Consider the following 25432-nt stretch of genomic DNA (forward strand, 5'->3'; position numbering starts at 1 on the left):
TGGTCGGCGCTTTAGCTTCCGGTTCTAACGACTCCCAGCAGCCGACACCGCAGTATGAGTACAAGATGCGCGGCTGGCTACTCTCCGCGTACAGCGAACTTTCGTTCTTCGATAACGGCTGGGTAAATACTGATGTGCACTATGCCTCAGCCAGTTACGACAACATCAAGCGAAGCGTCACGCTTGGGCCAGCCACGCGGACAGAAAGTGGTGAAACCAACGGCACCCAGCTGGGCGCAAGAGTCACCACCGGCTGGGACTTCCCGGTTGGCTCACTGCTGACCACGGGCCCGATGGCGCAATATGCGCTGGATTACAGCGCAGTGGACGGTTATCAGGAACAGGGCAACAGCAGCACCGCCATGCGCTTTGACGACCAGAATTACCATTCACAGATTGGTGCGCTGGGCTGGCGAGTTGATACACAGCTCGGCTGGCTGAATCCGTGGGCAGAAGTCAGTTATAACCACCAGTTTGGCGACAACGTCTGGCGGGCAGGCGGCGGACTAAAATCCACCCAAACCTCGTTCACCCGTGATTCGGCAGACCAGGACACCAACTGGGTGGATGTGACAGTCGGCGCGCATATGCCGCTGGGCGACTCAGTGGCGGCCTTTGCCTCCTTTTCCCAGACTGGTGGCCTGAGCTCTGGCGAGCAATTTATGTATAACCTCGGCGTCAGCGCCCGTTTTTAAGCTGCCTGTCTGCCCGCTAAAAAGAAGGTCAGCTCAGCAGGCCAGCAGCGACGTTGATCGACAGGCCCAGAATGGCCAGGTTGAACAGAAACGATAACACCGCCTGCAAGGTGGTGATGCGTCTCACTGAAGTATTGCCGGTTGAGACGTCCGCCGTTTGGGCCGCTACAGCGAGGGTAAAGGAGTAGTAAATAAAATCCCAATAGCCAGGCTGTTCGGGCTTTTCGGGGAACAGCAGCGGCTTTTCACCTTGCTCCCCTTGCTGGTAATACATGTGCGCATAGTGCATGGCAAAAGCCGTTGGCAGCAACGACCAGGAGACCACTAATGTGGCGGCGGTCAGGGCAATGTGTCCGGCTTGCTGCGCCTGCGGCAGGTGCTTAACCGCACCCAGTTCAAACAGGATGGTCAGGATGCTGACCACGCAGGTCAGGCAGACCAGCGCCAGCACTGTTCCTGCACTTTCATCCTGCTCGCGGGCGATTCGGGCAATCTGATCCGTTGGGGTTCTTAGCAGCAGCCACCAGAGCAGCAGCAGGTACAGCCAGGCAAGCACATTCCAGCTGATCAACAGCCGTTGCACCAGCGGCCCCGGCAACAAGAAAAAGCTGACCAGGGCCAGTACAAACGCCACCAGCAGGCGCGGACGGGCGTGATAATAGTGCTGCAGGACGTGCAGTGTTTTCATTAAAGGAACATCCCGGCATCCCTGAGTAAATGGTCGTTGCCCTTGCGGCGGGTAAAGCCGCTGCGGTCAAAGAACTCCAGAATCTGCACGGCGAGTTTGCGGCCCACGCCAAGGCTGTCGCGAAAATCAGCCGCGCTGGTCGTGTGCCCTTCAGAAGCCCGCAGGCGGATCATATCAGCCAGCATCTTCATCTGTTCGCTCAGGAAATAGCGATCTTTTACAATGGCGGTGATCTCGCCTGCCTGAGCGGCTTTACGCAATGTCTGACGCACCAGCTCTTCATCCCCCGCAATGGCAGTCGCCAGATCCCTGACCCACCAGGCATTATGGGTAAACAGCGGCTCACACTGCTGCCAGATTGCCGTCTCTTCAGGCTCAAACTGAATGCTGAAACCGTCAATATGCAGCCAGCCCCGAGTGTTACTCAGTTTGCCACTGGCGGACAGCCGATCGATCAGCGCCAGGCCAACCGCATCCGGCAAGTTTTGCAGTGCCATTCTGCGCAATCTGTCCCGACCCAGACCGGCCCGATCGCCATGACTTTGATGATATTCCGTCAGCGTCAGTAACACCTGTTCCTGCCACATTTCCGCTGTCCCGCTCAGCAGCAAGTACTCACCAGCTTCTACCGGCGCAAGCTTCGCGATGCAGGCTGTCAGCGCTGCAGGCGTTAACTGGCGAGCCCAGCTCAACGCTTCCCGGCGCCAGGGCTGATGTTGCAGATAAAAAGCAATCGCCTGTTCATCTCCAGAGGCCTGGGCCAGCTGAGCTAACCACTGAAGATAGTCAGGCTGACGTTTACCCCGCCTCTTCGGCGTCAGAAGGACCACTTTAGCCCCTGCCAGCGTTTCCTGGGCGCTGATATCTCGCAGGATCAGGCGATCGTTATCGGCCAGCCACAGCGGTTTATCCAGCACCAGCTCAGCCAGTGTGCCTTCCAGCAATGAAACGCGCCCGGTGATATGGCTGGCACCATGATGCAGATGCAGTGGCTGACCCTGCCGCAACGCCTGGGGACGTTGAATCTCGACGATAACCCGCTCAAAGGGGGCTTCTGGAGGGGATTCCAGCAGCCAGTCACCGCGAGAGATATCGCCTTTTTCCACGCCGCCAGTCAGGTTCAGGGCGATGCGCTGGCCAGCAAAAGCTTCTTCAGCTGACTGGTTCTGAGCATGTAAACCGCGAACCCGGACCTCTTTATTCAGGCCGGTGATCCAGAGCTTATCGCCCACTTTTACCGTTCCGCTCAGCGCGGTTCCGGTCACCACGGTGCCAGAGCCTTTCACGTTGAAAGCCCGGTCTATGGCCAGGCGGAAGGTTTTGCCTTCCGCTCTCTTCCTGACGGGAAGTTGGCTGAGGTGCGCAGCAAGCTCTGGAATACCGAGGCCGGTAAGGGTGCTGGTAATAAACAGGTCGAGGCCTGGCCAGCCCATTTCGTTAGTCAGCGCTTTGATTGCGGCGATGACTTCCTCAACTCGGGCTTCCTCTACCCGATCCGCCTTGGTAATGGCAACGGTCAGCGCAGGGACAGCGCTGAGCTTCAGGATCGTCAGATGTTCAAGAGTCTGTGGCATCAAGCCGTCATCGGCAGCGACTACCAGCAACGCGCGATCCAGCCCGCCGATGCCACTGAGCATATTTGCGAGGAATTTTTCATGGCCGGGAACATCAATAAAGCCCATCGTCTGGCCATCCGGCTGAGGCCAGTAGGCATAACCCAGATCGATGGTCATTCCCCGGGCTTTTTCTTCCGGCAGGCGGTCGGCATTCACACCGGTGATGGCTTCAAGCAGCGCTGTTTTGCCGTGATCGACGTGACCGGCCGTAGCGATAATCATAACGACAACATCCTGATAAAAAGTGCTTCATCTTCCAGACAACGGAGGTCCAGCCAGAGTTTGCCGGCAGAGAGGCGGCCAGCGATCGGCACCTCAAGTTTTCGCCAGCGTGAGGTCAGGTTTTGCAGGCTGGTGCCCGTTCCGTCATAAGGCGTCAGGGTGAGCGCGTAACTGGGCAGGCGATCGACAGGAAGCGATCCACTGCCTATCTGAGAGGAACAGGCGGCTATCTCCACCGAAAATTGCTCTCCGCAGGCCTGGCGCAACACCGGCAGCAGGCGTTCGGCCTGAGCGGCAACAGATTGCTGGGTGCGGGTTAATAAGCGCAATGTGGGCAGCTGAACGGCCAGGGATTCCGGGTGCAGATAGCGTTTTAGCGTAGCCTCCAGCGCAGCCAGAATCATTTTGTCGACACGCAGGGCGCGCTTCAGAGGATGTTGCTGCAGACGGGCAATCAGCTCTTTTTTGCCGACGATAATTCCCGCCTGCGGGCCGCCCAACAGCTTATCGCCAGAGAAACTCACCAGACTGACGCCCTCAGCAATCAGCTGTTGCGGCATCGGCTCAGCCGGAAGACCGAACTGGCTCAGATCAATCAGCGAGCCGCTGCCGAGGTCGGTAATCACCGGCACGCCGCACGCTTGCCCCAGCTTCGCCAGCTCGCTTTCACTTACTGAGCAGGTAAAGCCTTCAATCTGATAATTGCTGGTGTGGACCTTCATCAGCAGCGCCGTATTTTCCGTCAGCGCCTGGCGGTAATCTTTTAAATGGGTACGGTTGGTGGTGCCGACCTCCGTCAGCGTGCAGCCAGCCTGTTTCATCACGTCAGGAATGCGGAAAGCCCCGCCAATTTCGACGAGCTCGCCTCTCGACACCACCACTTCTTTACCGGGTGCCAGCGCGGCCAGCATCAGCATCACTGCCGCCGCATTATTATTGACGATGCAGGCATCTTCCGCCCCCGTCAGTTGGCAAAGCAGGTCAGCCAGCGCGCGATCGCGATGCCCTCGTCCGCCTTCTTCCAGCGAATATTCCAGCGTCACCGCCGAGCGCATCACGCTGGTCACGGCCTCAACAGCTTCTTCACACAGCAGCGCACGGCCCAGATTGGTGTGCAGCACGGTGCCAGTCAGATTCAGCACCGGCTTCAGGGCCGTGCTTTGTTGTCGTTGCAGGCGAGTCGCAGCAGTTTGCGGCCAGTCCTTGCTCCAGGCGGGAAGCTGTTGCTGCGCCTGAATATGCTCTCGCGCTTCCTGCTGCAGGGTTCTCAGTGTGTCTGCGGTTTGCTGGTGGCCATACTGAACGAGCAGAGCCTGCATGGCAGGCTCTCTTAGCAGACTATCGATGGCGGGAAGCTGACTGAAAAGTGTCTTCATAACGTCCGTATCGCAGGGTCAGGCTGAAGGGGGAACGGTACGGGCGAAGCTTTCACGTTCAAACATCTTCTCTGCCAGTTTGATCAGGGCAGGGCGTTCAACGCACCAGCCCGGCACAATACGGCGGAAGTTCAGGAAGCCAATCAGGCAGGCAGTGGCGATATCGGCCACATTCAGCGTGTCGCTGTTCAGCACGGTGCCTTTCGCTGCTTCTGCTTCCAGTGCATCAAGCCCGCGCTGAATTTTCTCACGCTGACGCAGCAACTGAGCTTCCATCTGCAATTCTGGAGGGCGCATTTTTTCGCGCAGCAAAATCACCGCGGCATCGCCAATGCCGTCAGCCAGGGCTTCCAGCTGAAGGACTTTTAACGCCGCCACTTTCTCGCGCGGCACCAGAGCCGGTGCAATGTCCATCTGTTCCAGGTAAGCGGCAATGATGTGCGAGTCATACCAGGTCTCTTCCGGGCTGGTGACCAGCGCAGGGATTTTACCCAGTGGATTGAATCCGGGAACGTGGCTGTCATCAGTCCAGGGATTTTCGTTAATGAATTCAAACGTGATGCCTTTTTCCAGCATGATGACAGAAATCTTACGGACAAAAGGGCTGGTATAGCTGCCAATCAATTTCATTACGCATATCCCCGTTGGTGGCCGACACAGTGCAGCCCGTTAGCATTGCGACCAGATTAGAGTGATAGCCTGGCTGGCCTGAGCGAAACCACCGGCCAGTCAGGCGTTTATTCTCCCGGAAAAAGGAAGGGATTCAAACTGCTGCGTGAAAAACCTTCCTGCTCCATACGGGCATCGAGGATCAGGGAGGCTAAATCGTCCGCCACCGGCTCAACAGCCGGGTCTTTTTCCTGATACAGCATTTTCACGTAGGTACCGCAGTCACCGCAGCTTTCTGCTTTGATCGGGGCCACTTCAGAGTCCAGTGACCAGTAGTGTAGATCACGCGTTTGCTCGCAATTGCTGCATTTTGATCGCACCACATACCATTCGCTCTCGCAGAGGTTGCAGTGCAGATAGCGCAGGCCGCCTTGCGTGCCCATATGCACCACGCTGGCGACCGGCACGCTGGCACAAACCGGGCAAAACTGCCGTTGTTCACCGTATTCAGCCCGCGCTTTACCTGGGATGAGCGCCGCCATTTGTGCCCAATAGAGCGATAATGCCGCCCAGATAAACGGCGATTTATCACTGCTGACCTGAGAAAACTCGTTAGCGAACAGCGCGCTGGCCAGCGTTTCCAGTTCTGACGCTGAGGCTTTCTCCAGGTTCTCCAGCGAAGCCAGCGCCTGACCCGTCATCTCCGGCTTCATCTCGGCAATCAGCGACTGCAACAGGCGCTGCCAGTGGTTGTCTCTGGGCAGCGTATGAATATCGAGCGGTGGTTTACCGCTGGCTGCCGTGGCCACCAGCCGTGCGTGCAGGTCCATTTGTAAAGGATGATCGTACAGCACGATCTCCTGCGCGCTGGCAACGACAGCGGCAAAGCGCAGATAGTCGCCGAGCGGATTTTTCTCTGCCAGTTCACGCAGTCTGGCGGCGCGTCGGCTGTACAAGTTTTTCAGTCTGGGGAAAAGTAACGGCGGAATATGCTCCGCCGTTTTTTTGTCGCTTTTCTCCAGCTGCTCTTGCGGGATTATGCGAATACTCATCAGGGTCTTTTTTCCTGTTGTTTCTGTTGCTGTTCACGCACTGCGCGGTACCAGCGCGGGTGATGTTTCTTAGCCCAGGCAGGCGTTACCCATCCTTCAACCATAGCGGTAATCGTCCCTTTTACCCAAAGCGCCGCGTAGATATGCACCATGATCACCATAATCAACACCACCGCTGCAACGGAATGGACTACCAAAGCAAGGCGGATCGTCGGGATGGCAAAAGAGCCGGCAAAGTAAGGTCGCCAAATCACCACGCCGCTTAACAACAACAATACTAAGGTGATGATAGCAGCCCAGAATACGCACTTCTGACCAAAATTATAGCGCCCGGTATCACCGACTTCCTCGTTTTGGGCAATTTTATGGATATTTTTGGCCCACTCCAGATCCTGACGCTCAATCAGGTTGTGCCGCCAGTAGCGGAAGAACATCAGTAAAAAGGCGGCAAACATAATCACCCCAATAAAGGGGTGCAGAATACGTGCCAGCTGAGGCGTGCCCAGACTATGCATCAACCAGTTGAAGGACGGGAAGAAGAAGCCCAGGCCACTGAGGGCGGCGAACACAAAGCAAAACGCCACAATCCAGTGGTTAATTCGTTCGGGCGCACTGTAGCGCTGAAGGCGATCGCGCTTTCTCATTTGTGCTCCTCCTTATCTTCCAGGTTATCGTCATCATCTTCCACCCGATTCGGCCCAATACCGACGTAGTGGAACACGCTCGCCGCGAAGGTGGCGGCAAAGCCAATCGCCGCCAGCGGCTTCCAGATCCCTTTCCAGAAGGTGACCGCAGGGCTGATCGACGGGTTCTCCGCCAGGCCGTGATACAGCTGAGGTTTGTTGGCGTGATGCAGCACATACATCACGTGTGTGCCGCCCACGCCTTCCGGGTCGTACAGCCCGGCATGATCGTAACCACGGCTGTTCAGTTCGGTGACGCGTTCTGCGGCAACCTGCTTCATCTCCTCTTTGCTGCCAAAGTGGATGGCACCGGTCGGGCAGGTTTTTACGCAGGCAGGTTCCTGACCTACGGTCACACGATCGACGCACAGCGTGCATTTATAGACGCGGTTGTCCTCTTTATTCAGCCTTGGCACGTCAAACGGGCAGCCCGCAATGCAGTAGCCGCAGCCAATGCACTGCTCTGACTCAAAATCGACGATGCCGTTGGCATACTGAATAATGGCCCCTTCAGACGGGCAGGCCTTCAGGCAGCCGGGATCGGCGCAGTGCATGCAGCCGTCTTTGCGGATCAGCCACTCCAGCTTGCCGTTCTCCTCAACCTCTGAAAAGCGCATCACGGTCCAGGATTTGGCGGTCAAATCGGCGGGGTTATCGTAAACGCCGACGTTATGTCCCACTTCATCCCGCAGGTCATTCCACTCTGAACAGGCAACCTGACAGGCTTTGCAGCCGATGCAGGTGGTGACGTCGATCAGTTTCGCCACTTCCAGCTGGTGATCCCGCGCCTGAGGAGCAGGCGTAAACCCGTTGGTGGCGGAACGGCGGATAATGTCTTGTGATTGATAAGCCATAAATCAGTCCCCATAGCCTTCTTATCTGACATTGCAGCTGTGTTAGCGGCGTTCATTCACCCGAATCACTGACCTGAGTCAGCTCATCGGGATGAACTCTGTTGCTGCCGCAACGCCAGCTACTTTGGCTGAATTTTCTCTACGTTAACCAGAAACGCTTTAAACTCCGGCGTTTGCGTGTTGGCATCGCCGACGAACGGCGTCAGGGTATTGGCGAGGAAGCCTTTTTTCGCCACGCCTTCATAACCCCAGTGAATAGGAATGCCGATGGTATCGACCGGCTTCCCTTGCACTGTCAGCGTACGAATGCGTTTGGTGACAACGGCTTTCGCTTTGATATAGCCCCGGTTAGAACTCACTTTCACCGTGTCGCCAGCCACAATTCCCAGCCTGCCCGCCAGCCCTTCGCCAATCTCCACAAACTGCTCAGGCTGCGCGATGGAGTTCAGCAGCGAATGCTTGGTCCAGAAGTGGAAATGCTCGGTCAGGCGGTAGGTTGTGCCGACGTACGGGAACTTATCGGCTTTGCCCATCGCGGCCAGGTCGTCTTTAAACACGCGCGCCGCTGGGTTAGAAACCACCTTCGGATGCAGCGGGTTGGTGCCAAGCGGCGTTTCGAACGGCTCGTAGTGTTCCGGGAAGGGCCCTTCGGCCATTTTATCCAGCGCAAACAGGCGCCCCATGCCTTCCGGCTGCATGATAAACGGCCCGACATCACTGCCTGGTGCGGCCGTGCTGTAATCAGGGATATCCTGACCCACCCACTTCGCGCCATCCCAATGCAACAACGCTCTTTTTGGATCCCAGGGCTTACCCTGTGGGTCCGCAGAGGCACGGTTGTAGAGGATTCGACGGTTCAGCGGCCACGCCCATGACCAGTTGAGTGTGTTACCCAAACCGGAGGGATCGGTGTTATCCCTGCGAGCCATCTGGTTGCCGTCAGCCGTCCAGCTTCCGGCAAAGATCCAGCAGCCGCTGGAGGTGGAGCCGTCATCACGCAGCAGCGCAAAACTGCCCAGCTGCTGGCCTTTTTTCGCCAGCACCGTGCCTTTGTCGTCCATCAGGTCCGCCAGCGCTTTGCCGTTGCTCTCCATCGCCACTTCTTCTGAAGCCGGATTGTCCGGTGTCAGATAGTTCCAGCTCATGTTCAGCACCTGCTCCGGTAAGGCACCGCCTTCTTTGGCATACATTTCACGCAGACGCAGGTAAATCCCTGACAGGATTTCACCGTCGTTACGTGATTCGCCAGGGCCGTCAGCGCCTTTCCAGTGCCACTGAAGCCAGCGGGCGGAGTTGACGATCGAGCCATTCTCTTCCGCAAAACAGGTGGAAGGCAGGCGGAACACTTCGGTCTGGATCTGTGACGGATCGACGTCGTTAAACTCGCCGTGGTTCTGCCAGAAGTTAGAGGTTTCGGTGTTCAGCGGATCAATCGTTACCAGGAATTTCAGCTTCGAGAGGGACTTCACCACTTTGTTTTTATTCGGGAACGAGGCTACAGGGTTAAAGCCCTGGCAGAGGTAGCCATTCACTTTGCCCTGCGACATCATCTCGAAGTACTGCAGTACGTCGTAGCCTTTGTCCCACTTCGGTAACCAGTCGAAGCCCCAGTTGTTCTCCTTCTGCGCTTTATCGCCGTAAAAGGCCTTCATCATGCTGACGAAGAACTTGGGATAGTTGCTCCAGTAATTCACCTGCCCCGGCAGCGTCGGTTTTGGTGTGTTAGCGGTCAGATAGGTTTGCAGGTCCGCCTGTTTTTCAGAAGGCAGCGTCATATACCCCGGCAGACTCTGTGAAAGAAGCCCCAGATCGGTCAGTCCCTGAATATTGGAGTGACCGCGCAGGGCATTAATCCCGCCGCCTGCCATGCCCATATTGCCCAACAGCAGTTGAACCATCGCCATAGTGCGGATGTTCTGCGCGCCAACGGAGTGCTGTGTCCAGCCCAGGGCATAGAGGAAGGTGGCGGTGCGGTCTTTGGCACTGGTTTCCGCCAGCGTCTCACAGACGTAGAGGAAATCGGCTTTCGGCGTGCCGCACAGCGATTCCACCACTTCAGGCGTGTAGCGGCTGACATGCTCTTTAAGCAGGTTCCATACGCAGCGCGGGTGAGCCAGCGTCAGGTCGCGTTTAGCAAAGCCGCTCTCGTCCAGCTCGTAGTTCCAGCTGGTTTTATCGTACTTGCGGTTGGCTTCGTCGTAGCCGCTGAACAGCCCGTCGTCGAAGTGGTAATCTTCACGCACAATCAGGCTGGCGTTGGTGTACGCCTCAACGTATTCGCGCTGGATTTTTTCGTTGCTTATCAGGTACAGCAACACGCCTGACAGGAAGGCGATGTCAGTTCCGGAGCGGATCGGGGTATAGAAATCGGCGACTGATGCGGTTCGCGTGAAGCGCGGATCGATCACAATCAGTTTGGCCTTGTTGTGGATTTTGGCTTCCATCGCCCAGCGGAATCCCACCGGATGCGCTTCAGCGGCGTTACCCCCCATCACAATCACTACATTCGCATTTCGAATATCAACCCAGTGGTTGGTCATCGCACCGCGACCGAACGTTGGAGCAAGACTTGCTACCGTTGGTCCGTGTCAGACTCGTGCCTGGTTATCGACGGCAAGCATGCCGAGCGAGCGGGTCAATTTCTGCGTTAAATAGCCGGTTTCATTGCTGGAGGCGGAGGCGCAAAGCATCCCGGTGCTCAGCCAGCGGTTTACCGTGGTGCCTGCGGCGTTCTTTTCGATAAAGTTGGCGTCGCGGTCGGCTTTCATCAGTTTGGCGATGCGATCAAAGGCGTCATCCCAGCTGATTTGCTGCCATTTATCTGAGCCTGGCGCGCGGTAAGCCGGGTATTTGAGGCGGCTTTCACTGTGGATAAAGTCCAGCAGGCCAGCGCCTTTCGGGCAGAGAGCGCCCCGGCTGACCGGGTGATCCGGGTCGCCTTCTATATGAAAAATCGACTCTTTGGCATTTTTTGCTCCGTCACCCAGGCTGTACATCAACAGCCCGCAGCCAACGGAACAGTAGGTGCAGGTATTTCGCGTTTCACGGGCACGCAGTAGCTTATATTGGCGTGTTTCAGCCAGCGCGACTTCGGGCATAAAGCCCAGCATTGCTGCCGTTGTCCCTGCCATCCCACCCGCGCAGATCTTGAAGAAGCTTCTTCTGCTGACATTCATGGCGTCATTCCTGTTTCGACATAGCTCAATTAGTTTTGCGATAAAGCGGTCACAGGTTCAGAATCTTAAGAATCTTTTCTGAACGTATGTGGTTAAAACATTACCACAGGAATTATAGGGTCGTTGGCTGCGGGATGGGTTTCAGGTGAATAAGATCATTAATCGTGACGAGAATGTGAGTGAGATCTCAGGGTTGAGCCAGGTCGACGTTCGGCAGCGCCGATCGTTACAGACCCCTGAGCCAGACTGGCTTGCGGAAGAAGTGCCGGTCGCGCTGGTGTACAACGGCATCTCGCATGTGGTGATGATGGCCACACCAAAAGACCTTGAAGCGTTCGCTATTGGCTTCTCGCTGTCTGAAGGGATTATCGCTTCTCCAGCGGATATCTACGGCATGGATATTCAGCCCTCTTGCGGCGGGATTGAGGTGCAGGTCGAACTCTCCAGTCGCCGTTTTATGGGGTTGAAAGAGCAACGTCGGGCGATGGCGGGGCGGACAGGCTGCGGCGTTTGTGGCGTGGAGCAATTGGCTGAAATCGGTAAACCGGTTCAGCCTCTGCCGTTCACCCAGACTTTTGAGATCGAACGTCTTGATGAAGCCTTATCCCAACTGAAAAGCTTTCAGCCGGTTGGGCAACTGACAGGCTGTACGCACGCGGCGGCCTGGATAATGCCGGATGGCCATCTTGCGGGGGGATGTGAAGATGTGGGCCGCCATGTGGCGCTGGATAAATTGCTGGGGCTGCGAAGCAATCAGCCAACCTGGCAGCAAGGCGCGGCGCTGGTGTCCAGCCGGGCAAGCTATGAAATGGTGCAGAAATCGGCGATGTGCGGCATTGAGATCCTGTTTGCGGTCTCTGCCGCCACCAAACTTGCGGTAGAGGTGGCTGAACGCAGCAACCTGACGCTGGTAGGGTTCAGCAAGCCTGGTCGGGCGACGGTTTACACTCACCCGCAAAGGCTGATCTAGTTTTTTTGGCTCAGGCCAGCACCACTTCCGGCAGCGCTTTTTCCAGCGCGGCAAAAGCGGGAAGGCCTGCTGCGCCGCTGTCGGTGATCAGCAGGCTAACCTCTTTTACAGCGGCATAATTCATGCGGCTGGTCAGCCCCAGCTTGCTGTGATCGGCCAGCAAAATCAGCTGGGTAGCCTGCTGAGCCATCGCCCGCGCAATGGCTGCCTCATGCGGGTGGAAACTGCTGGCACCACTTTTTGCGTCAATACCCACCGGCGACATCAGAGCCACATCGGCGCGGAAACGGAAAATCTCGCCAACGGTTAACTCGCCCCGCGTCTCTTGAGCCCCGGCTAACATGCTGCCGCCCAGTAGAATAATCGTGTTGTTCAACGCTTCATGTTCTTCAGCCGCCGACAGTTTCAACGCCGCATTCAGGCTGTTGGTGATAATCGTCAGCCCGGCCATGGTGCGCAGCTCTTCCGCCAGCATCGTTGTGGTGCTGCCCGCATCCAGAAACAGGGTTTGCCCTGGCTTCAGTCGCTGAGCGGCGGCCCGTGCAATGGCGCGTTTTTCTCTGGCTCGCACTTCGCTGCGGACAATCAGCGGCGGCTCTGGCTCAGCGTCCAGCGCGATCAATCCCCCGTGCACGCGGCGCGCCAGGCCTAACGCTTCCAGCTCGATAATGTCCCTTCTGGCCGTTTCCCTGGAAATCCCCAGCTCTCTGATGATCCGCTCGGTGCTGACGTGATTTAGCGTAGTCAGCAGCGCACGAATGCGGTGTAAACGGGTTTCCTGCAGCATGGTGGTGTCCTTTTCCTGGGGGATGCGCATAGCCTAACTGACAACGCTGGTCTGTGCATGTGTATTTTATTGTATTTGTGTATTTGGTTGCATTTTGAAAAAAGCTTGCCATGATGAAGGTATCCGGGCGCACGGGTTGCCCGTTCCTTTCTCACTTCGCAACGGGAGTTATCATGGCTACACGTTCGACCATTATGGACACCAACAGCTTTCGCGCTGAGCATGCCGACGGACTGGAGGCTGACGTACGTAAACTGACTGATAAACGCAGCAAAGTGCTGGGCGAGTCTTACCGTCTGTTCTACCGTAAGCCGGTCCATCTGGTGCGGGGTGAAGGCCAGTATCTCTGGGATGCCAACGGCGACAAATACCTTGATGCCTACAACAACGTAGCCAGTATTGGTCACTGCCATCCTGCGGTTATCGATGCGGTTTATCAGCAGATGCAGCAGCTGAACACCCACACGCGCTACCTGCACGAACGTATCCTTGATTACTCCGAAGAACTGTTGGCGACTCTGCCTTCAGAAATCGACCGTGCGATGTACATGTGTACCGGCTCAGAAGCTAACGATTTGGCCATCCGCGTTGCCCGCGCCCACAGTGGCGGCACCGGCATTATCGTCAGCCAGGAGGCCTATCACGGCACCAGCGACTTAACGTCTGGCGTCTCGCCAGCTTTGGGCACGGGTCAGCCACTGGCAACCACCACTCGGCTGGTGTCGCCTCCCGATCATTACCGCGTCAATGCGCCAGATTTGGGCGACTGGTTTGCCAACGAAATCCAGCAGCAGATTGATGATATGGCGGCCAACGGCATCAAGTTTGCTGGCTTCCTTGCGGACTCAATCTTCTCTTCCGACGGCGTGCTGCCAGGGCCGAAAGGCTTCCTGAAGAAAGCGGTGGATGTGGTGCATAAAAACGGCGGCATCTTTATTGCTGATGAAGTGCAGCCAGGCTTCGGCCGCACGGGTGATGCCTTCTGGGGCTTTGCCCGCCATGGCGTGGTGCCGGATATTGTCACCACCGGTAAACCGATGGGCAACGGTATTCCAGTCTCTGCTCTGCTGGCCAAAAGCGATGTGCTGGCTTCCTTCAGCGACGATATTCCCTACTTCAACACCTTCGGCGGTAATCCGGTGGCGATGGCTGCGGCGCAGGCCGTGTTGAAAGTCATTAAAGAAGAGGGCTTGCAGGAGCACAGCCGCGTAGTGGGCGACAAGCTGCTGCGTGAGTTGCTGACGCTGAAAGACAAATACGAATGCGTGGGCGATGTGCGCGGCGCCGGTCTGTTTATCGGCTTTGAACTGGTGACCGATAAAACCAGCAAAACGCCGGACAAGCAGTTGGCGCTGGACGTGACCGAAAAGCTGCGTGAAAACCGCGTGCTGACGTCAGTCGCTGGCCCGTATGGCAATGTGCTGAAATTGCGTCCGCCGTTAGCGTTCCAGGAGAGCGATATCGACTGGCTGGTCGGCGCGCTGGATAAATCGTTGGCAGCATTAGGGAAATAAAGCCTTAGACCGTTTGGTTTTATCCGTGCGGGCAAAGGGCATAAAAGCGCCGCTGCGCCTGCTGCGAGGTAAACCCTTATAAACGTCGGGGCATTGATAACCCTTTTACGGTTCGTTTATTTAACTATAATGATCCGACTGCTTACGCGGTGCTAACAGAAACAGCGCCGCCCACCATTAAATGGAGATGATGAACATGAGTTATTCACTGCCATCCTTGCCTTACGCATACGACGCACTGGAACCGCATTTCGACAAGCAGACGATGGAAATCCATCACAGCAAACACCACCAGGCTTACGTCAACAACGCTAACGCAGCGCTGGAAGGCACCGAGTTTGCGGACCTGCCTGTTGATGAGCTGATCGCAAAACTGGATCAGGTTCCTGCAGACAAGAAAGCAGCACTGCGTAACAATGCAGGCGGCCACTCAAACCACAGCTTCTTCTGGAAAGGCCTGAAAACCGGCACTACCCTGAGCGGCGACCTGAAAGCGGCTATCGAAAAAGACTTCGGCAGCGTTGACGCGTTCAAAGCAGAATTCGAAAAAGCGGCTACTACCCGTTTCGGTTCTGGCTGGGCGTGGCTGGTTAAAAAAGGCGACAAGCTGGCTGTAGTCTCTACTGCCAACCAGGACAGCCCGCTGATGGGCGAAGCGATCTCTGGCGCTTCCGGTACCCCGATTCTGGGTCTGGACGTTTGGGAACACGCTTACTACCTGAAGTATCAGAACAAACGTCCTGATTACATCAAGGCGTTCTGGGATGTTGCAAACTGGGATCAGGCAGCTGAGCTTTACTCTGCAGCCAAATAATTCCCCACCACGTTAATACGTGACGATAAACCGACGGAGCCCGCTTCGTCGGTTTTTTATTGCCTGCTGTTTACTGAAAACCACTGATCCTGCTAATAATTCCCACGGCGAAGAGATTATTCGCCCCCGCCTGCTCCCCCTGCTCGCTAAAGTAATTCCTGGTCCTTACCGATAGGTGAAACTGTGAATTGGATCACCATACCTGGTGAGCAAGCGTCTTACTGAGCTGCCGCCATACGCTATCGGGTTACGGGAAAGGACTAAAAATGATTAACAGCATCAAACGTCGCATGGAAAATCTCCGGGTGGGCAGGAAGCTCGGGACGGGATTCGCACTGGTTCTGCTGTTGGCCGCGCTGATTGCCGCTGTCGGCATCTCCAAATTCAACACCGTGAAAGGGCGCACCGACAAGGTCGACTACAGCCATGCCATCAGCAGCGATATCAGCGCCGCGCTGGACAGCCAGAAGCAGTACCAGCTGTTCTTTGATGAAAAAGAGATCGCGCTCAGTCGGAAGAAAATTACCGAAGCGCTGGCTCTGTTCAACAAGATGCTGAGTACGTCAGTATTTGATGCAGAAAGCCGTGCGTGGCTGGATACCTTTCCAGGCCTGGTGAAAGGCTACCAGGACGCCCAGTCCAACTATGTTAAAGCGGTACAAACCCGTAATCAGATCAAAGGCAGCTGGAACCTGTCGGACAGCGAAGCGGCCTTTGTCGATCTGAAGCAGGAGCTGTCACCCACGGCCGATCTGCAAATGCAGGTGCTGATGGGCAAACTGGATTATGCCCTGCTGGACGTGCATTACGCCGTGCGCGGGGTGGTTGCCGGGCCTTCAGAGCAGACAGCTGCGATATTGGGTGCCTCAGCGGATAAGGCTGCGGTCACGCTGGATACGTTTGCCAGCCTGGTGACACCAGCGCAGGAAGCCACCCTGCAGCCGCTGAAGCAGCGTCTGATCAGCTACAAAGCCAGCGTGCTTTCTTACGTTCCGGCTTATCAACAACAGAAAGAGGCCGCCGCTGTCATGGTGAAGCAAGCTGCCGAAATGAATACGCTGGTGGAAACGCTGGTGCAAAAGCAGCTGAGAATGACCAGAGAGAACGTCTCTACTGCGATTACCACCATGATTGCCGTCACTATCGCCGCGCTGATCCTTGGGTTTATCGTCGCTATGGCGATCACCCGTCAGATCACTCGTCCACTGCGTGAGACGCTGGACACCACTGAACGTATCGCCAACGGTGATCTAAGCGTGAGGGTTGAAACTGACCGCCGCGATGAGTTGGGCCAGTTGATGAGTGCCGTGGGCACGATGAGCGATAACCTGCGTCAGATCATTGGCGAGATCCGCTCTGGCGTCAGCCAGGTTGCGCATGCTGCTGCCGAAATCAGCGCAGGCAATACCGATCTCTCCTCCAGGACTGAACAGCAGGCCGCCGCCGTTGAGCAAACCGCCGCCAGCATGGAGCAGTTAAGCTCGACAGTGAAGCAGAACGCCGATAATGCTCATCATGCCAGCAAGCTGGCCTCGGAAGCCTCAACCACGGCGCAAACCGGCGGCAAGCAGGTGAAAGACGTGGTGGAAACCATGCAGCAGATTTCGGACAGCTCAAAACGCATCGCCGATATCACCACCACCATCAACAGCATTGCGTTCCAGACCAATATTCTGGCCCTGAACGCCGCGGTGGAAGCCGCTCGTGCAGGTGAACAAGGCAGAGGCTTCGCTGTGGTAGCCAGTGAAGTGCGTAACCTGGCGCAGCGCTCTGCTCAGGCGGCAAAAGAGATTGAAGGACTGATTAAAGAGTCGGTGGATCGGGTGAACAGCGGCGCTCAGCTGGTCGAAAACACCGGGCTGACGATGCAGGATATCGTGCAGTCTGTTACCAACGTGCGCGACATTATGGGTGAAATCGCCTCCGCGTCTGACGAGCAGAGCCGGGGTATCAGCCAGGTGTCTACCGCCGTGGTGGAGATGGATAACACTACCCAGCAAAACGCCGCGCTGGTGGAAGAGTCCGCCGCTGCAGCGAATTCACTGGAAGAGCAGGCGCTGTTGTTAAGCCAGGCTGTTGCGGTCTTCCGCCTCTCTGCTGATGAAGGTTCAACTGGCCGTTCCGTGGCCAAACCGGCTGTGCACTCGCCGGTGCGCAAACCACTCTCTGCGCCCGCAGCACTGGCTGCAGGCAAAGTCAGCGAAGCGAACTGGGAAACCTTCTGACAAGGAAAACCGCCCCGAAGGGCGGTTACCTGGCTTACTTGCCTGGGGCATTGATGCTGATGCTGATCGTGTTGTTGGAGAGTATCCAACTTCCCTGATCGAACGACAGCATTGCTCCAGAAACAACGATCACAATACAAAAGTACCGTTTCATTGTGCGGTCCTGGTTCAGACCGCTCCACGCCAGCACCACCGGCGATACTGCCGCGAAAACAAGCACGGGGTTGTGCTTGCATTTACGGCCGTTAAATATCCTTCCCTCAAACCGGTGCCCGCTTGCTTAGGGCGGCGGAAAGGCCCGGTGAAATAATAAGCATGTTTTTTGTGTCAGAACTTGACACAAAGTCTGAATAAGATGAATATTTCGCCACGGGGTTGTGCTTGCATTATGTTAAGTATCAGAGTCCAGCTGGAAAGGCCGCTTACCGGACCAGCACAAATTAACCGCTATTTATGGCGGTTTTTTTGTGCCCAAAATTCAGCACTCACTCTCTCCCTCCTGAACGTCTCCGCCCCCGCTCTCTTACAAAAAAAGGCCCCATTTTCAGTCGAGCCCGGCCGCCATCACACCGAGCGAAATGCTGGCTGTTGCCTGTATCCTGCCGGATTATGCTGGATACCGCGGTCTCAGTGGTTTTAACCGCTTATATGGCTGGATGTCTGGATGGCTAATAACGTTTTGTGTTAGCTTATGCGCTTTCGTTCGTTGCCAGCCGAAACAATCCAATAAAAAATGCGGCAACCTGTTTTCTTCATCTGCCAGAGAGTTTTCGTTCATGACTGTGGTAAATCGCCTGGATATGCGTCAAATCTCCATCGCTTTTGGCGGTTTTACAGCCCTGAATGGCGTTGATTTCAGCCTTGAAGGCCACTCGGTGCATGCACTGACCGGGGCCAACGGCGCGGGCAAGTCGACGCTGATGGCCGTTCTTTCCGGTGCTTACGATCATTACAGCGGTGAGATCCTGCTGGATGGGCAGCCGGTGAGTATCCGTTCCCCGCGTGATGCCAAACAGCTCGGTATCCACCTTGTTCAGCAGGAAGTGGATGTGGCGCTGGTGCCTACGCTTAGCGTGGCGGAGAACATCATGCTGGATCGCCTGGCAGAAGGCGGCCAGATGTATAACTGGAGCGAAGTGCGCAAACAAGCTCGCGCTTTGCTGGCGCAGCTTGACGTTACACTGGACGTTCGTCGTCGTATCGATCGCTGCACGCTGGCCGAGAAGCAGCAGATCCTGCTGGCGCGGGCACTTTCCCACCATTGCCGCTTTCTGATCCTGGATGAGCCAACTGCGCCGCTGGATCAGAATGAAAGCGAGCGCTTATTCGCCGTCGTACGCCGCCTGCAAAGTAACGGCATTGGCGTGGTGTTTATCTCCCACCGCATCCATGAGCTGCGTGCCATTTGCGATCAATTAACCGTGCTGCGTGATGGCCGTTTGATTGAAACCTGCCCGATGGCACAACTGGATGGCGAGCAGATTGTCGAGAAGATGCTCGGCCATCAGCTGGAGGATATCTACCCGCCGCGCCGACCGCCGTTCAGTGAGGACATTCTGCTGAAGGTGGAAGGCCTGCATGATGATGCGCTGCTGCACAACATTTCGCTGACGCTGCGCAAAGGTGAAATTCTGGGTCTGGCGGGGCTGGCCGGTGCGGGTAAAACCGAACTCTGCAAAGCCTTGTTTGGGGCCAGCAACAGCCGCGTGGAAAAGGGCGAGCTGCACGGCAAGCCCTGGAAGCCCTCATCACCTCACGCAGCTGTGGCAAACCGCATGGCGTTGATCCCGGAAGAGCGCCGCAAAGAAGGCATCTTTATTGATGAGTCGGTAGCGATGAACCTCAGCGTGACGGCAGATAACAGCTTCTCACGCTGGAGTCTGTTTGGGCACCGCCAGGCCTGGCAATGGGCTGAAGAGGTGATTCAGAAGCTGGGCGTGCGCACTACCGGCCCACAACAAACGCTGCGTCGCCTGTCGGGTGGCAACCAGCAAAAAGTGGCTATCGGCAAATGGCTGCGCAACGACGCAGACGTGCTGATTTTTGATGAGCCGACAAAAGGCGTTGATATCAAAGCCAAAACCGACCTGTTTGACCTGATCGACGGTCTGGCCCGCCAGGGAAAAGGGGTGATTTATGCCTCCGGCGAATTCGCCGAACTGGTGGGCTTATGCGACCGCATTTGCGTGCTCTGGGACGGGCGGATCGTGGCGGAAATGGATGCCAGTGACGTCGATGAAGAGACTCTTTTACTTTATTCCACCGGAGGAACGCCTGCGTGAGCAGCAAAGATATTTCCCTGAAAGCTGCGCCGTCTGCGCGCCACCAGCTGTTTGAATTTCTCTATAAATGGGGAATGTTGCTGACGGTCGTCGCGCTGATCGCCGCGTTTGGCCTGGCTTCGGACAGCTTCCTTGAGCCGACCAATATCATCAATATCCTGCGCTCTATCGCCATTGTGACGGTGATAGCGATTGGGGTATCGATTTCCCTGACTATCGGCGGATTTGACCTCTCCGTGGGATCTACGGCCTCTCTGGCGAACTCCCTGGTGATCTCGCTGTTCGTCTGGTACGGATTCGGATCGACAGAAGCCATCGTCATCACGCTGTTACTCTGCACGTTGGTCGGTCTGTTCAATGCGTTTCTTATCGTTATCCTGCGCATTCCCGACATGTTAGCGACATTAGCCAGCCTTTTTGTCGTACAAGGCGTGGCGATGACTTACAGCTTCGGCGGCTCAATTACCGAAAATATGGTGCTGCCGAGCGGCGATATGGCTGAGGGAACTATCCCGGCCAACTTCTCGCTGCTGGGGCAGGTACCAACCATCGTGATCATCATGCTGGTAGTGACTGTGGTCGCCCAGCTTGGGCTTTCGCTGACCAAACACGGTCGCCGTATGTATGCGATTGGCGGAAATCCTGAGGCAGCGCGCCTTTCCGGTATCCGGACCAATCGCTACCGCGTGCTGGCTTATGTAATTGCTTCACTGCTGGCCGGGCTGGGCGGGATTTTATTGGCTTCCCGTATCGGGTCTTCACAGGTGAATGCCGGTGGCGGCTATCTGATGGATGCGGTGGCGGCAGCCTGGATTGGGTTCTCTCTGGCGGGCTCCGGCAAGCCTAACGCGCTGGGTACGCTGGTAGGAGCCATTATCCTCGGCGTGCTGCAGAACGGGCTGGTGATGCTCTCCGTGCCTTACTACGCAATGGATATTATCAAAGGTCTGGTGCTGGCTATCGCACTGGCCATTACCTACATACAGCGCCGATAAGCGCCTCTATCTTCAGACAGGGTATTTATAATAATGAAAAAAATGACCACATCGCTGCTGGCTCTGAGCCTGCTGATTTCCGTACCTGCCTTTGCTGATACAGCGGTCCCCGCTGCCATCGCCAACCATGACGGCCCAATCCGCGTTGCGGTGATCCGTAACCTGGGTTCCGATGACAACACCACGCAGTTCGTGGCTGGTGCCATCCAGGAAGGTCGCAAGCTGGGCTTTAAAGTCAGCACCTTCCTCAGCAACGGCGATGATGCCCGTTTCCAGGACTTCGTCAATCAGGCGATCAGCCAGAAATATGACGGGGTTATCCTCTCCCACGGTAAAGACCCTTACTCTACGGCGCTGGTGAAGCGTATTACCGATGCCGGTATTAAAGTCTCGGTATTCGACACCCCGGTGAATCAGCCGATCGAAGGCGTGACGGTGACTGCGCAGGACGATGCTTCTCTGGCTCAGCTTTCCCTCGACCAGTTGATTAAAGATACCAACGGCAAGGCTAACATCGTGAAGCTGTGGGTGGCTGGCTTCCCGGCGATGGAACGTCGTCAGGTGGTTTACGAGAAAGTCCTGAAGGCGAATCCAGGCCTGCATCAGTTGGAGTCAATTGGTGCGGTTTCTTCCGACGTGCAGGGCGATACCGCCAACAAAATTGGCGCCATCCTCGCGAAATACCCGAAAGGGAAAATCGATGCGATCTGGGGTTCATGGGATGCGTTCGCGCAGGGCGCTTATAAAGCGTTGCAGGAGAATGGCCGTACGGAGATCAAACTCTACAGCATTGACGTCTCCAACCAGGATCTGCAGCTGATGCACCAGAAGGACAGCCCATGGAAACAAACTGTCGCAGTAGACAGCAAGCTGATTGGCGCGACCAACATGCGTCTGATTGCCAATAAAATTGGCGGAGAAACCACGCCAGCAACCTACCAGTTTAAAGCGGCTGCCATTTCTCAGGAACAGCTGGCTGCCCAGCCGGGTGCGGTGAACGTGGCCACGCTGAACAAAATCATCCCAGGTTGGGGCGAGTCTACTGACTTCGTCGCGCCGTGGTTCGCCACGCTGCAGGCGAAATACGCCAAAAAATAATCTCAGCCTGAAATGAAAAATGCCCGCATAAGCGGGCATTTTTAGTGGCGGTAACGAAAACTCAGAAAGCGGTTTTCGAGAAGCCAGTCATCTCTTGCAGACCCATCTCACGACCCAGCGCGGTCATTGGATGGACCACAACCAGGCCACGAACGCTTTTCTTGAACGCGCCCATGTTCGCCTGCTCTTTCTTGGTGATTGGGCGGCTGAACGGCATATCTTTCAGCTTCTGCGCTTCGGCACTCAGCTTTTGCTCGCGCACGCCACGCAGGCGCTCCAGCTCTTCAATCAGCTTGTCTTTCTCTTTCAGCAGTTCGCCGAGTTTTTCCGTGTCACCGGAAGCCAGCAGCGGCTGCTCTTTGTAGTTCAGGGCATCCAGCTTGTCGCTAAGGATCCTGATTTCTGCCTGGACTTCTTCTTTCATTGTCATTAACCGTGAAGTGATTCATTGCCGCAAGGATACACAATGCAACGGCAAGAGGGAAAGGTGACGCGTTACTTTTTGAACGCCTGCTTCAGGCTGATGCGGGAAATCAGTTCAGTAAGAGAGAGAACCATCGTCGATCTGACCACCTGCTGATAACGCTGTTGCAGCATAGCGCGCAGTTCCGGGTCATCGCCTGTCAGGTCAGGTCGCGGTGGAAACGCCGTAACGCAGTGCAGTTCGCCAAAGGGCCCTAATAATTCATCATCGGTAAAACGGTATTCGGAGCCGTCGTCGTTCAGCGCTTCACGCAGCGCCATCAGCAGCTCGGCATCTTCATACTCGTTGCGGCTGATCACGCCCAGGCCGTAAATCAGCTTCAGCCGGACAGAAAGCTCACCCAGCGGGCCATCGCCCATCAACAGCGGCTCAACCGCATATTTCACCGCGTAGTCATCCTTGCGAAAGACCTGGATCACCAACAGGTTCACCGCCTCAGCCAACAGCTCAACCGCCGCGATCAGAAAGCTTCTGACCGTTCGTCCGGTGTTCAGGCGTTCAAGCACCCGATTCTCAAAAGCCTGTGGTTTTTCCATGAGTGCCTGCATATCGTTCATTACCAGGCGGGGACCGCCTTTAAGGGCACGAGTGTGCCCTGTCCGTTCATCCGTTGAAGTGGGCGTTACGCCATAGCCTCAAAGGCCTTCACCACGTCAGCAACCACGTCGCTTTGTTCCTCAAGGCCTGAGACCTGCGCCAGCGTCGCCTTCACGCCTTTACTGTTCAGCAGTTCAACCAGTTCCTGAGCCTGCGGGTCCTGATCGCTACGATAGTGCATCGCGGCGGCAATGCCGGTCACCAGATTGGCGTGCGGCAGACCATATTCCAGCGTACCCAGCGTAGGTTTGATCAGGCGATCGCCCGCGCTGAGTTTACGCAGCGGCTGGCGGCCAACGCGTTCAACGTCATCTTTCAGGTAAGGGTTTTCAAAGCGGCCAAGGATTTTCTGGATATAGGCTGCATGCTTCTCAGCATCAAAATCATAACGCTTGATCAGCACTGCGCCGCTCTCTTCCATCGCGCCTTTCACCACTGCACGGACTTTCTCATCGAGAATGGCATCACGAATAGTCTGGTGCCCGGCCAGCTGGCCAAGGTAAGCCGTAATGGCATGACCGGTGTTCAGCGTGAACAGCTTGCGCTCAACAAAGGCCATCAGATTATCCGTTAATTCCATGCCTGGAATGGCGGGCAAATCGCCTTTGAACTGGGTTTTATCCACAATCCACTCGCTGAAGGTTTCTACGGTCACTTCCAGCGGATCGCTGGTGCCGGCTTCAGAAGGCGGCACGATGCGGTCAACGGCAGAATCGACGAAGCCGACGTTGGCTTCAACCCAGGCGTGATACTGCTCTGGCAGCGCCTTCATCACATGGCCTTTCAGCTGCGTGGTGCCGCGAACCATGTTCTCACAGGCGATGATGTTTAACGGGCGGGTATTACCGCTATCACTGCGTTTTGCCAGACCTTTCGCAATGCCACCGGCGATGCGTTCAAGGATCTGCGGGCCAACCGCCGTGGTAACGATATCAACCTCAGCGATCAGCGGAATGATGTCATCGCTGGTGCTGTTAACGGCATTCACGCCTTTGACGATGTCGACCTGAGCCTGCTCGCCAACCACATGAACCGGGTACTCATGGCGGGCATTTAGCGCATCCAGAACCACCTGGTTTACGTCGGCAAACGTCAGCTGGACACCGGCATCAGCCAGTAATTTACCAATAAAACCGCGGCCAATATTACCGGCGCCAAAATGTAATGCTTTCATAATTTTTCCCGTATCAATGATCAGGGGCCGGACAAACCCGACCCTAAAAAAGAGCCGGGCATGCCCGGCCCTGGGAGGTCATGCTTGTCAATAATCAGGCTCAGGCTGGCTTTTTACCTGATAACAGATCCAGCACTTCCTGCACGTCAGTGGTGTTGATCAGTCTTTCGATAACTGACTCATCATCCAGCGCATTGGTCAGGCTGGTGATCACCTGGATATGCTCGTTGTTACGGGCAGCGATGCCGATAACCAGACGGGCAATATCGTCTTCATCTTCACCAAAGCGTACGCCTTCCGGGTACTGGCAGAACACGATGCCGGTTTGCAGCACGCGGTCTTTAGCTTCGATGGTGCCGTGTGGCACAGCGATGGACTCACCCAGGTAGGTTGGGGTCAGTTTCTCACGATCCAGCATGGCCTGAACATATTCTGGCTCAACATAACCGCCTCTCACCAACTGCTCACCGGCAAAACGGATGGCCTGCTCTTTGTCCGTGGCGTGGTTGCCAAGGAAGATGTTGCGGGCGCTCAGTTTGAACAGGTGTTCCTGGCTTTCGTCATAGCTGTCGCTCAGGGTGGCAGTGACTTTCTCGCGGTGACCGGCGGTGCGGCTAGCATCTACCAGACGGCTGGTCAGGTCGGTATACAGACCGCTGTCGAGGAAGTTGGTCAGCGAAATATGCTGAGCATGAGGCGCCTGGCGCATCGCACGTTCGGTCAGATCGCGGTGAGTAATCACCAGATCTACATCGCCCGGCAGGTTGTTGATGGCGGTATTGGTGACGGAGATATTGATCAGCCCGGCATCATTCACCTTTTTACGCAACACGCCTGCACCCATGGCGCTTGAGCCCATACCGGCGTCACAAGCTACGATGATTTTGCGTACCAGCGTCAGGTCGCTGTGCATGCCATCAGCGGTAGTTGTGGTACCAGTCTGACCTTTAGACTGTGCTTTCATCTCGCTAACGCGACGGGTCGCGGCTTCGATATCGTCATCTTCTTTCACCTTGCTGGTTTTCAGCAGGATAGCGGAGACCACGAAGGAAACAGCAAAGGCGGCCACAATCGCTGCGATATTAGCGAAGTAAGCGCCTTTTGGCGTCATCGCCAGCACGGCCAGGATAGACCCCGGGGACGCTGGAGAGACCAGACCGCCGTTCAGCAGGGTCAGGGTGAACACGCCAGTCATCCCACCAAGGATAACCGCCAGGATCAGACGCGGGTTCATCAGCACGTATGGGAAGTAGATTTCGTGAATACCGCCCAGGAAGTGGATGATGGCTGCGCCGCCAGCAGACTGCTTAGCATTACCGCGACCGAAGAACATGTACGCCATCAGCACGCCCATACCCGGACCCGGGTTTGCTTCGATCAGGAAGAAGATCGATTTACCGGCTTCGCTGGCCTGCTGGATACCCAGTGGCGAGAAGATACCGTGGTTGATGGCATTGTTCAGGAACAGGATTTTCGCCGGTTCCACAAAGATAGAGGTTAACGGCAGCAGGTTGTTCTGCA

21 protein-coding genes are annotated in these 25432 nt (G+C 56.1%); 8 read left to right on the forward strand and 13 right to left on the reverse strand.

The annotated features are described in order from the left end of the window. A partial coding sequence (locus WCC56_RS14780) for an autotransporter outer membrane beta-barrel domain-containing protein (RefSeq protein ID WP_424693106.1) occupies positions 1-695 on the forward strand: 695 nt, incomplete at its 5' end. A 28-nt stretch (positions 696-723) separates the two neighbouring features. On the opposite strand, the gene WCC56_RS14785 is transcribed toward WCC56_RS14780, so the two are convergent. From WCC56_RS14785 to fdnG, 8 genes are all read right to left on the reverse strand, one after another. Continuing rightward, the gene (locus WCC56_RS14785) at positions 724-1383 is read right to left on the reverse strand and encodes a DUF1345 domain-containing protein (RefSeq protein ID WP_424693107.1); all 660 of its coding nucleotides are present in this window, start codon (positions 1381-1383) and stop codon (positions 724-726) included. Then, a complete protein-coding gene (gene selB / locus WCC56_RS14790; protein WP_424693108.1) occupies positions 1383-3221 on the reverse strand; it encodes a selenocysteine-specific translation elongation factor in 1839 nt (612 codons plus the stop codon). The genes WCC56_RS14785 and selB overlap by 1 nt, the downstream gene beginning before the upstream one ends. Continuing rightward, entirely contained in the window at positions 3218-4597 is a 1380-nt protein-coding gene (gene selA, locus WCC56_RS14795) for an L-seryl-tRNA(Sec) selenium transferase (protein WP_424693109.1), read from the reverse strand. The genes selB and selA overlap by 4 nt, the downstream gene beginning before the upstream one ends. Before the next feature lie 18 nt (positions 4598-4615). Beyond that, positions 4616-5227 carry a glutathione S-transferase gene (locus tag WCC56_RS14800; RefSeq protein WP_424693110.1) on the reverse strand — a complete coding sequence of 204 codons (612 nt, stop codon included), beginning with the start codon at positions 5225-5227 and terminating at the stop codon, positions 4616-4618. Positions 5228-5334: 107 nt separating this feature from the next. Further along, positions 5335-6258 (reverse strand): formate dehydrogenase accessory protein FdhE, encoded by a 924-nt coding sequence (gene fdhE, locus WCC56_RS14805; RefSeq protein WP_424693111.1) that lies wholly within the window; start codon positions 6256-6258, stop codon positions 5335-5337. After that, positions 6258-6902 (reverse strand): formate dehydrogenase cytochrome b556 subunit, encoded by a 645-nt coding sequence (fdoI, locus tag WCC56_RS14810; RefSeq protein ID WP_424693112.1) that lies wholly within the window; start codon positions 6900-6902, stop codon positions 6258-6260. Before fdoI ends, fdhE begins: the two co-directional genes overlap by 1 nt. Next, on the reverse strand, positions 6899-7795 hold the full coding sequence (gene fdxH / locus WCC56_RS14815) for a formate dehydrogenase subunit beta (RefSeq protein WP_424693113.1): 897 nt from the start codon (positions 7793-7795) through the stop codon (positions 6899-6901). Before fdxH ends, fdoI begins: the two co-directional genes overlap by 4 nt. 119 nt (positions 7796-7914) lie before the next feature. Next, positions 7915-10971: a formate dehydrogenase-N subunit alpha gene (fdnG, locus tag WCC56_RS14820; protein ID WP_424693114.1), complete on the reverse strand. Its 3057-nt coding sequence runs from the start codon at positions 10969-10971 to the stop codon at positions 7915-7917. A gap of 145 nt (positions 10972-11116) precedes the next feature. Here fdnG and fdhD point away from each other — a divergent pair, with 145 nt between their 5' ends. After that, entirely contained in the window at positions 11117-11941 is an 825-nt protein-coding gene (fdhD, locus tag WCC56_RS14825; RefSeq protein WP_424693115.1) for a formate dehydrogenase accessory sulfurtransferase FdhD, read from the forward strand. Between the two features lie 10 nt (positions 11942-11951). Here fdhD and WCC56_RS14830 read toward each other — a convergent pair whose 3' ends face one another. After that, on the reverse strand, positions 11952-12728 hold the full coding sequence (locus WCC56_RS14830; protein ID WP_424693116.1) for a DeoR/GlpR family DNA-binding transcription regulator: 777 nt from the start codon (positions 12726-12728) through the stop codon (positions 11952-11954). A 173-nt stretch (positions 12729-12901) separates the two neighbouring features. Between WCC56_RS14830 and WCC56_RS14835 the strand changes: the two genes are divergently transcribed. The 6 genes from WCC56_RS14835 to WCC56_RS14860 all read left to right on the forward strand — a co-directional run bounded on the left by WCC56_RS14835 (position 12902) and on the right by WCC56_RS14860 (position 21656). After that, positions 12902-14242 carry an aspartate aminotransferase family protein gene (locus WCC56_RS14835; protein WP_424693117.1) on the forward strand — a complete coding sequence of 447 codons (1341 nt, stop codon included), beginning with the start codon at positions 12902-12904 and terminating at the stop codon, positions 14240-14242. A 196-nt stretch (positions 14243-14438) separates the two neighbouring features. After that, complete coding sequence (gene sodA / locus WCC56_RS14840) at positions 14439-15056, forward strand: superoxide dismutase [Mn] (protein ID WP_424693118.1); 618 nt, start codon at positions 14439-14441, stop codon at positions 15054-15056. 266 nt (positions 15057-15322) lie between these two features. Beyond that, on the forward strand, positions 15323-17281 hold the full coding sequence (locus WCC56_RS14845) for a methyl-accepting chemotaxis protein (protein ID WP_424693119.1): 1959 nt from the start codon (positions 15323-15325) through the stop codon (positions 17279-17281). 776 nt (positions 17282-18057) lie between these two features. After that, the gene (locus WCC56_RS14850; RefSeq protein ID WP_424693120.1) at positions 18058-19563 is read left to right on the forward strand and encodes a sugar ABC transporter ATP-binding protein; all 1506 of its coding nucleotides are present in this window, start codon (positions 18058-18060) and stop codon (positions 19561-19563) included. Continuing rightward, entirely contained in the window at positions 19560-20558 is a 999-nt protein-coding gene (locus WCC56_RS14855) for an ABC transporter permease (protein ID WP_424693121.1), read from the forward strand. The genes WCC56_RS14850 and WCC56_RS14855 overlap by 4 nt, the downstream gene beginning before the upstream one ends. A 33-nt stretch (positions 20559-20591) precedes the next feature. Next, the gene (locus tag WCC56_RS14860) at positions 20592-21656 is read left to right on the forward strand and encodes a sugar ABC transporter substrate-binding protein (RefSeq protein WP_424693122.1); all 1065 of its coding nucleotides are present in this window, start codon (positions 20592-20594) and stop codon (positions 21654-21656) included. A 61-nt stretch (positions 21657-21717) separates the two neighbouring features. On the opposite strand, the gene WCC56_RS14865 is transcribed toward WCC56_RS14860, so the two are convergent. The 4 genes from WCC56_RS14865 to WCC56_RS14880 form a co-directional block, all read right to left on the reverse strand. Further along, positions 21718-22080, reverse strand: coding sequence for a YibL family ribosome-associated protein (locus tag WCC56_RS14865; RefSeq protein WP_424693123.1), 363 nt, complete (start codon positions 22078-22080; stop codon positions 21718-21720). 71 nt (positions 22081-22151) lie between these two features. Then, complete coding sequence (gene mtlR, locus WCC56_RS14870; RefSeq protein ID WP_424693124.1) at positions 22152-22697, reverse strand: mannitol operon repressor MtlR; 546 nt, start codon at positions 22695-22697, stop codon at positions 22152-22154. A gap of 65 nt (positions 22698-22762) precedes the next feature. After that, complete coding sequence (gene mtlD / locus WCC56_RS14875) at positions 22763-23911, reverse strand: mannitol-1-phosphate 5-dehydrogenase (RefSeq protein WP_424693125.1); 1149 nt, start codon at positions 23909-23911, stop codon at positions 22763-22765. Positions 23912-24011: 100 nt separating this feature from the next. Then, positions 24012-25432: PTS mannitol transporter subunit IICBA (locus WCC56_RS14880; RefSeq protein WP_424693126.1), on the reverse strand; the 1421-nt coding region annotated here is incomplete at its 5' end.

It is taken from the genome of Erwinia sp. (genome assembly GCF_049696395.1).
Lineage (GTDB): Bacteria > Pseudomonadota > Gammaproteobacteria > Enterobacterales > Enterobacteriaceae > Erwinia.

Excerpts from the sequence above, each read along its gene's own strand:
- mtlR (WP_424693124.1), bottom strand. The coding sequence starts at position 22,697 with ATGAACGATATGCAGGCACTCATGGAAAAACCACAGGCTTTTGAGAAT.
- WCC56_RS14865 (WP_424693123.1), bottom strand. The coding sequence starts at position 22,080 with ATGAAAGAAGAAGTCCAGGCAGAAATCAGGATCCTTAGCGACAAGCTG.
- fdxH (WP_424693113.1), bottom strand. The coding sequence starts at position 7,795 with ATGGCTTATCAATCACAAGACATTATCCGCCGTTCCGCCACCAACGGG.
- mtlD (WP_424693125.1), bottom strand. The coding sequence starts at position 23,911 with ATGAAAGCATTACATTTTGGCGCCGGTAATATTGGCCGCGGTTTTATT.
- WCC56_RS14850 (WP_424693120.1), top strand. The coding sequence starts at position 18,058 with ATGACTGTGGTAAATCGCCTGGATATGCGTCAAATCTCCATCGCTTTT.
- selB (WP_424693108.1), bottom strand. The coding sequence starts at position 3,221 with ATGATTATCGCTACGGCCGGTCACGTCGATCACGGCAAAACAGCGCTG.
- fdhE (WP_424693111.1), bottom strand. The coding sequence starts at position 6,258 with ATGAGTATTCGCATAATCCCGCAAGAGCAGCTGGAGAAAAGCGACAAA.
- WCC56_RS14800 (WP_424693110.1), bottom strand. The coding sequence starts at position 5,227 with ATGAAATTGATTGGCAGCTATACCAGCCCTTTTGTCCGTAAGATTTCT.
- WCC56_RS14830 (WP_424693116.1), bottom strand. The coding sequence starts at position 12,728 with ATGCTGCAGGAAACCCGTTTACACCGCATTCGTGCGCTGCTGACTACG.
- WCC56_RS14845 (WP_424693119.1), top strand. The coding sequence starts at position 15,323 with ATGATTAACAGCATCAAACGTCGCATGGAAAATCTCCGGGTGGGCAGG.
- WCC56_RS14785 (WP_424693107.1), bottom strand. The coding sequence starts at position 1,383 with ATGAAAACACTGCACGTCCTGCAGCACTATTATCACGCCCGTCCGCGC.
- selA (WP_424693109.1), bottom strand. The coding sequence starts at position 4,597 with ATGAAGACACTTTTCAGTCAGCTTCCCGCCATCGATAGTCTGCTAAGA.
- fdoI (WP_424693112.1), bottom strand. The coding sequence starts at position 6,902 with ATGAGAAAGCGCGATCGCCTTCAGCGCTACAGTGCGCCCGAACGAATT.
- WCC56_RS14860 (WP_424693122.1), top strand. The coding sequence starts at position 20,592 with ATGAAAAAAATGACCACATCGCTGCTGGCTCTGAGCCTGCTGATTTCC.
- sodA (WP_424693118.1), top strand. The coding sequence starts at position 14,439 with ATGAGTTATTCACTGCCATCCTTGCCTTACGCATACGACGCACTGGAA.
- WCC56_RS14835 (WP_424693117.1), top strand. The coding sequence starts at position 12,902 with ATGGCTACACGTTCGACCATTATGGACACCAACAGCTTTCGCGCTGAG.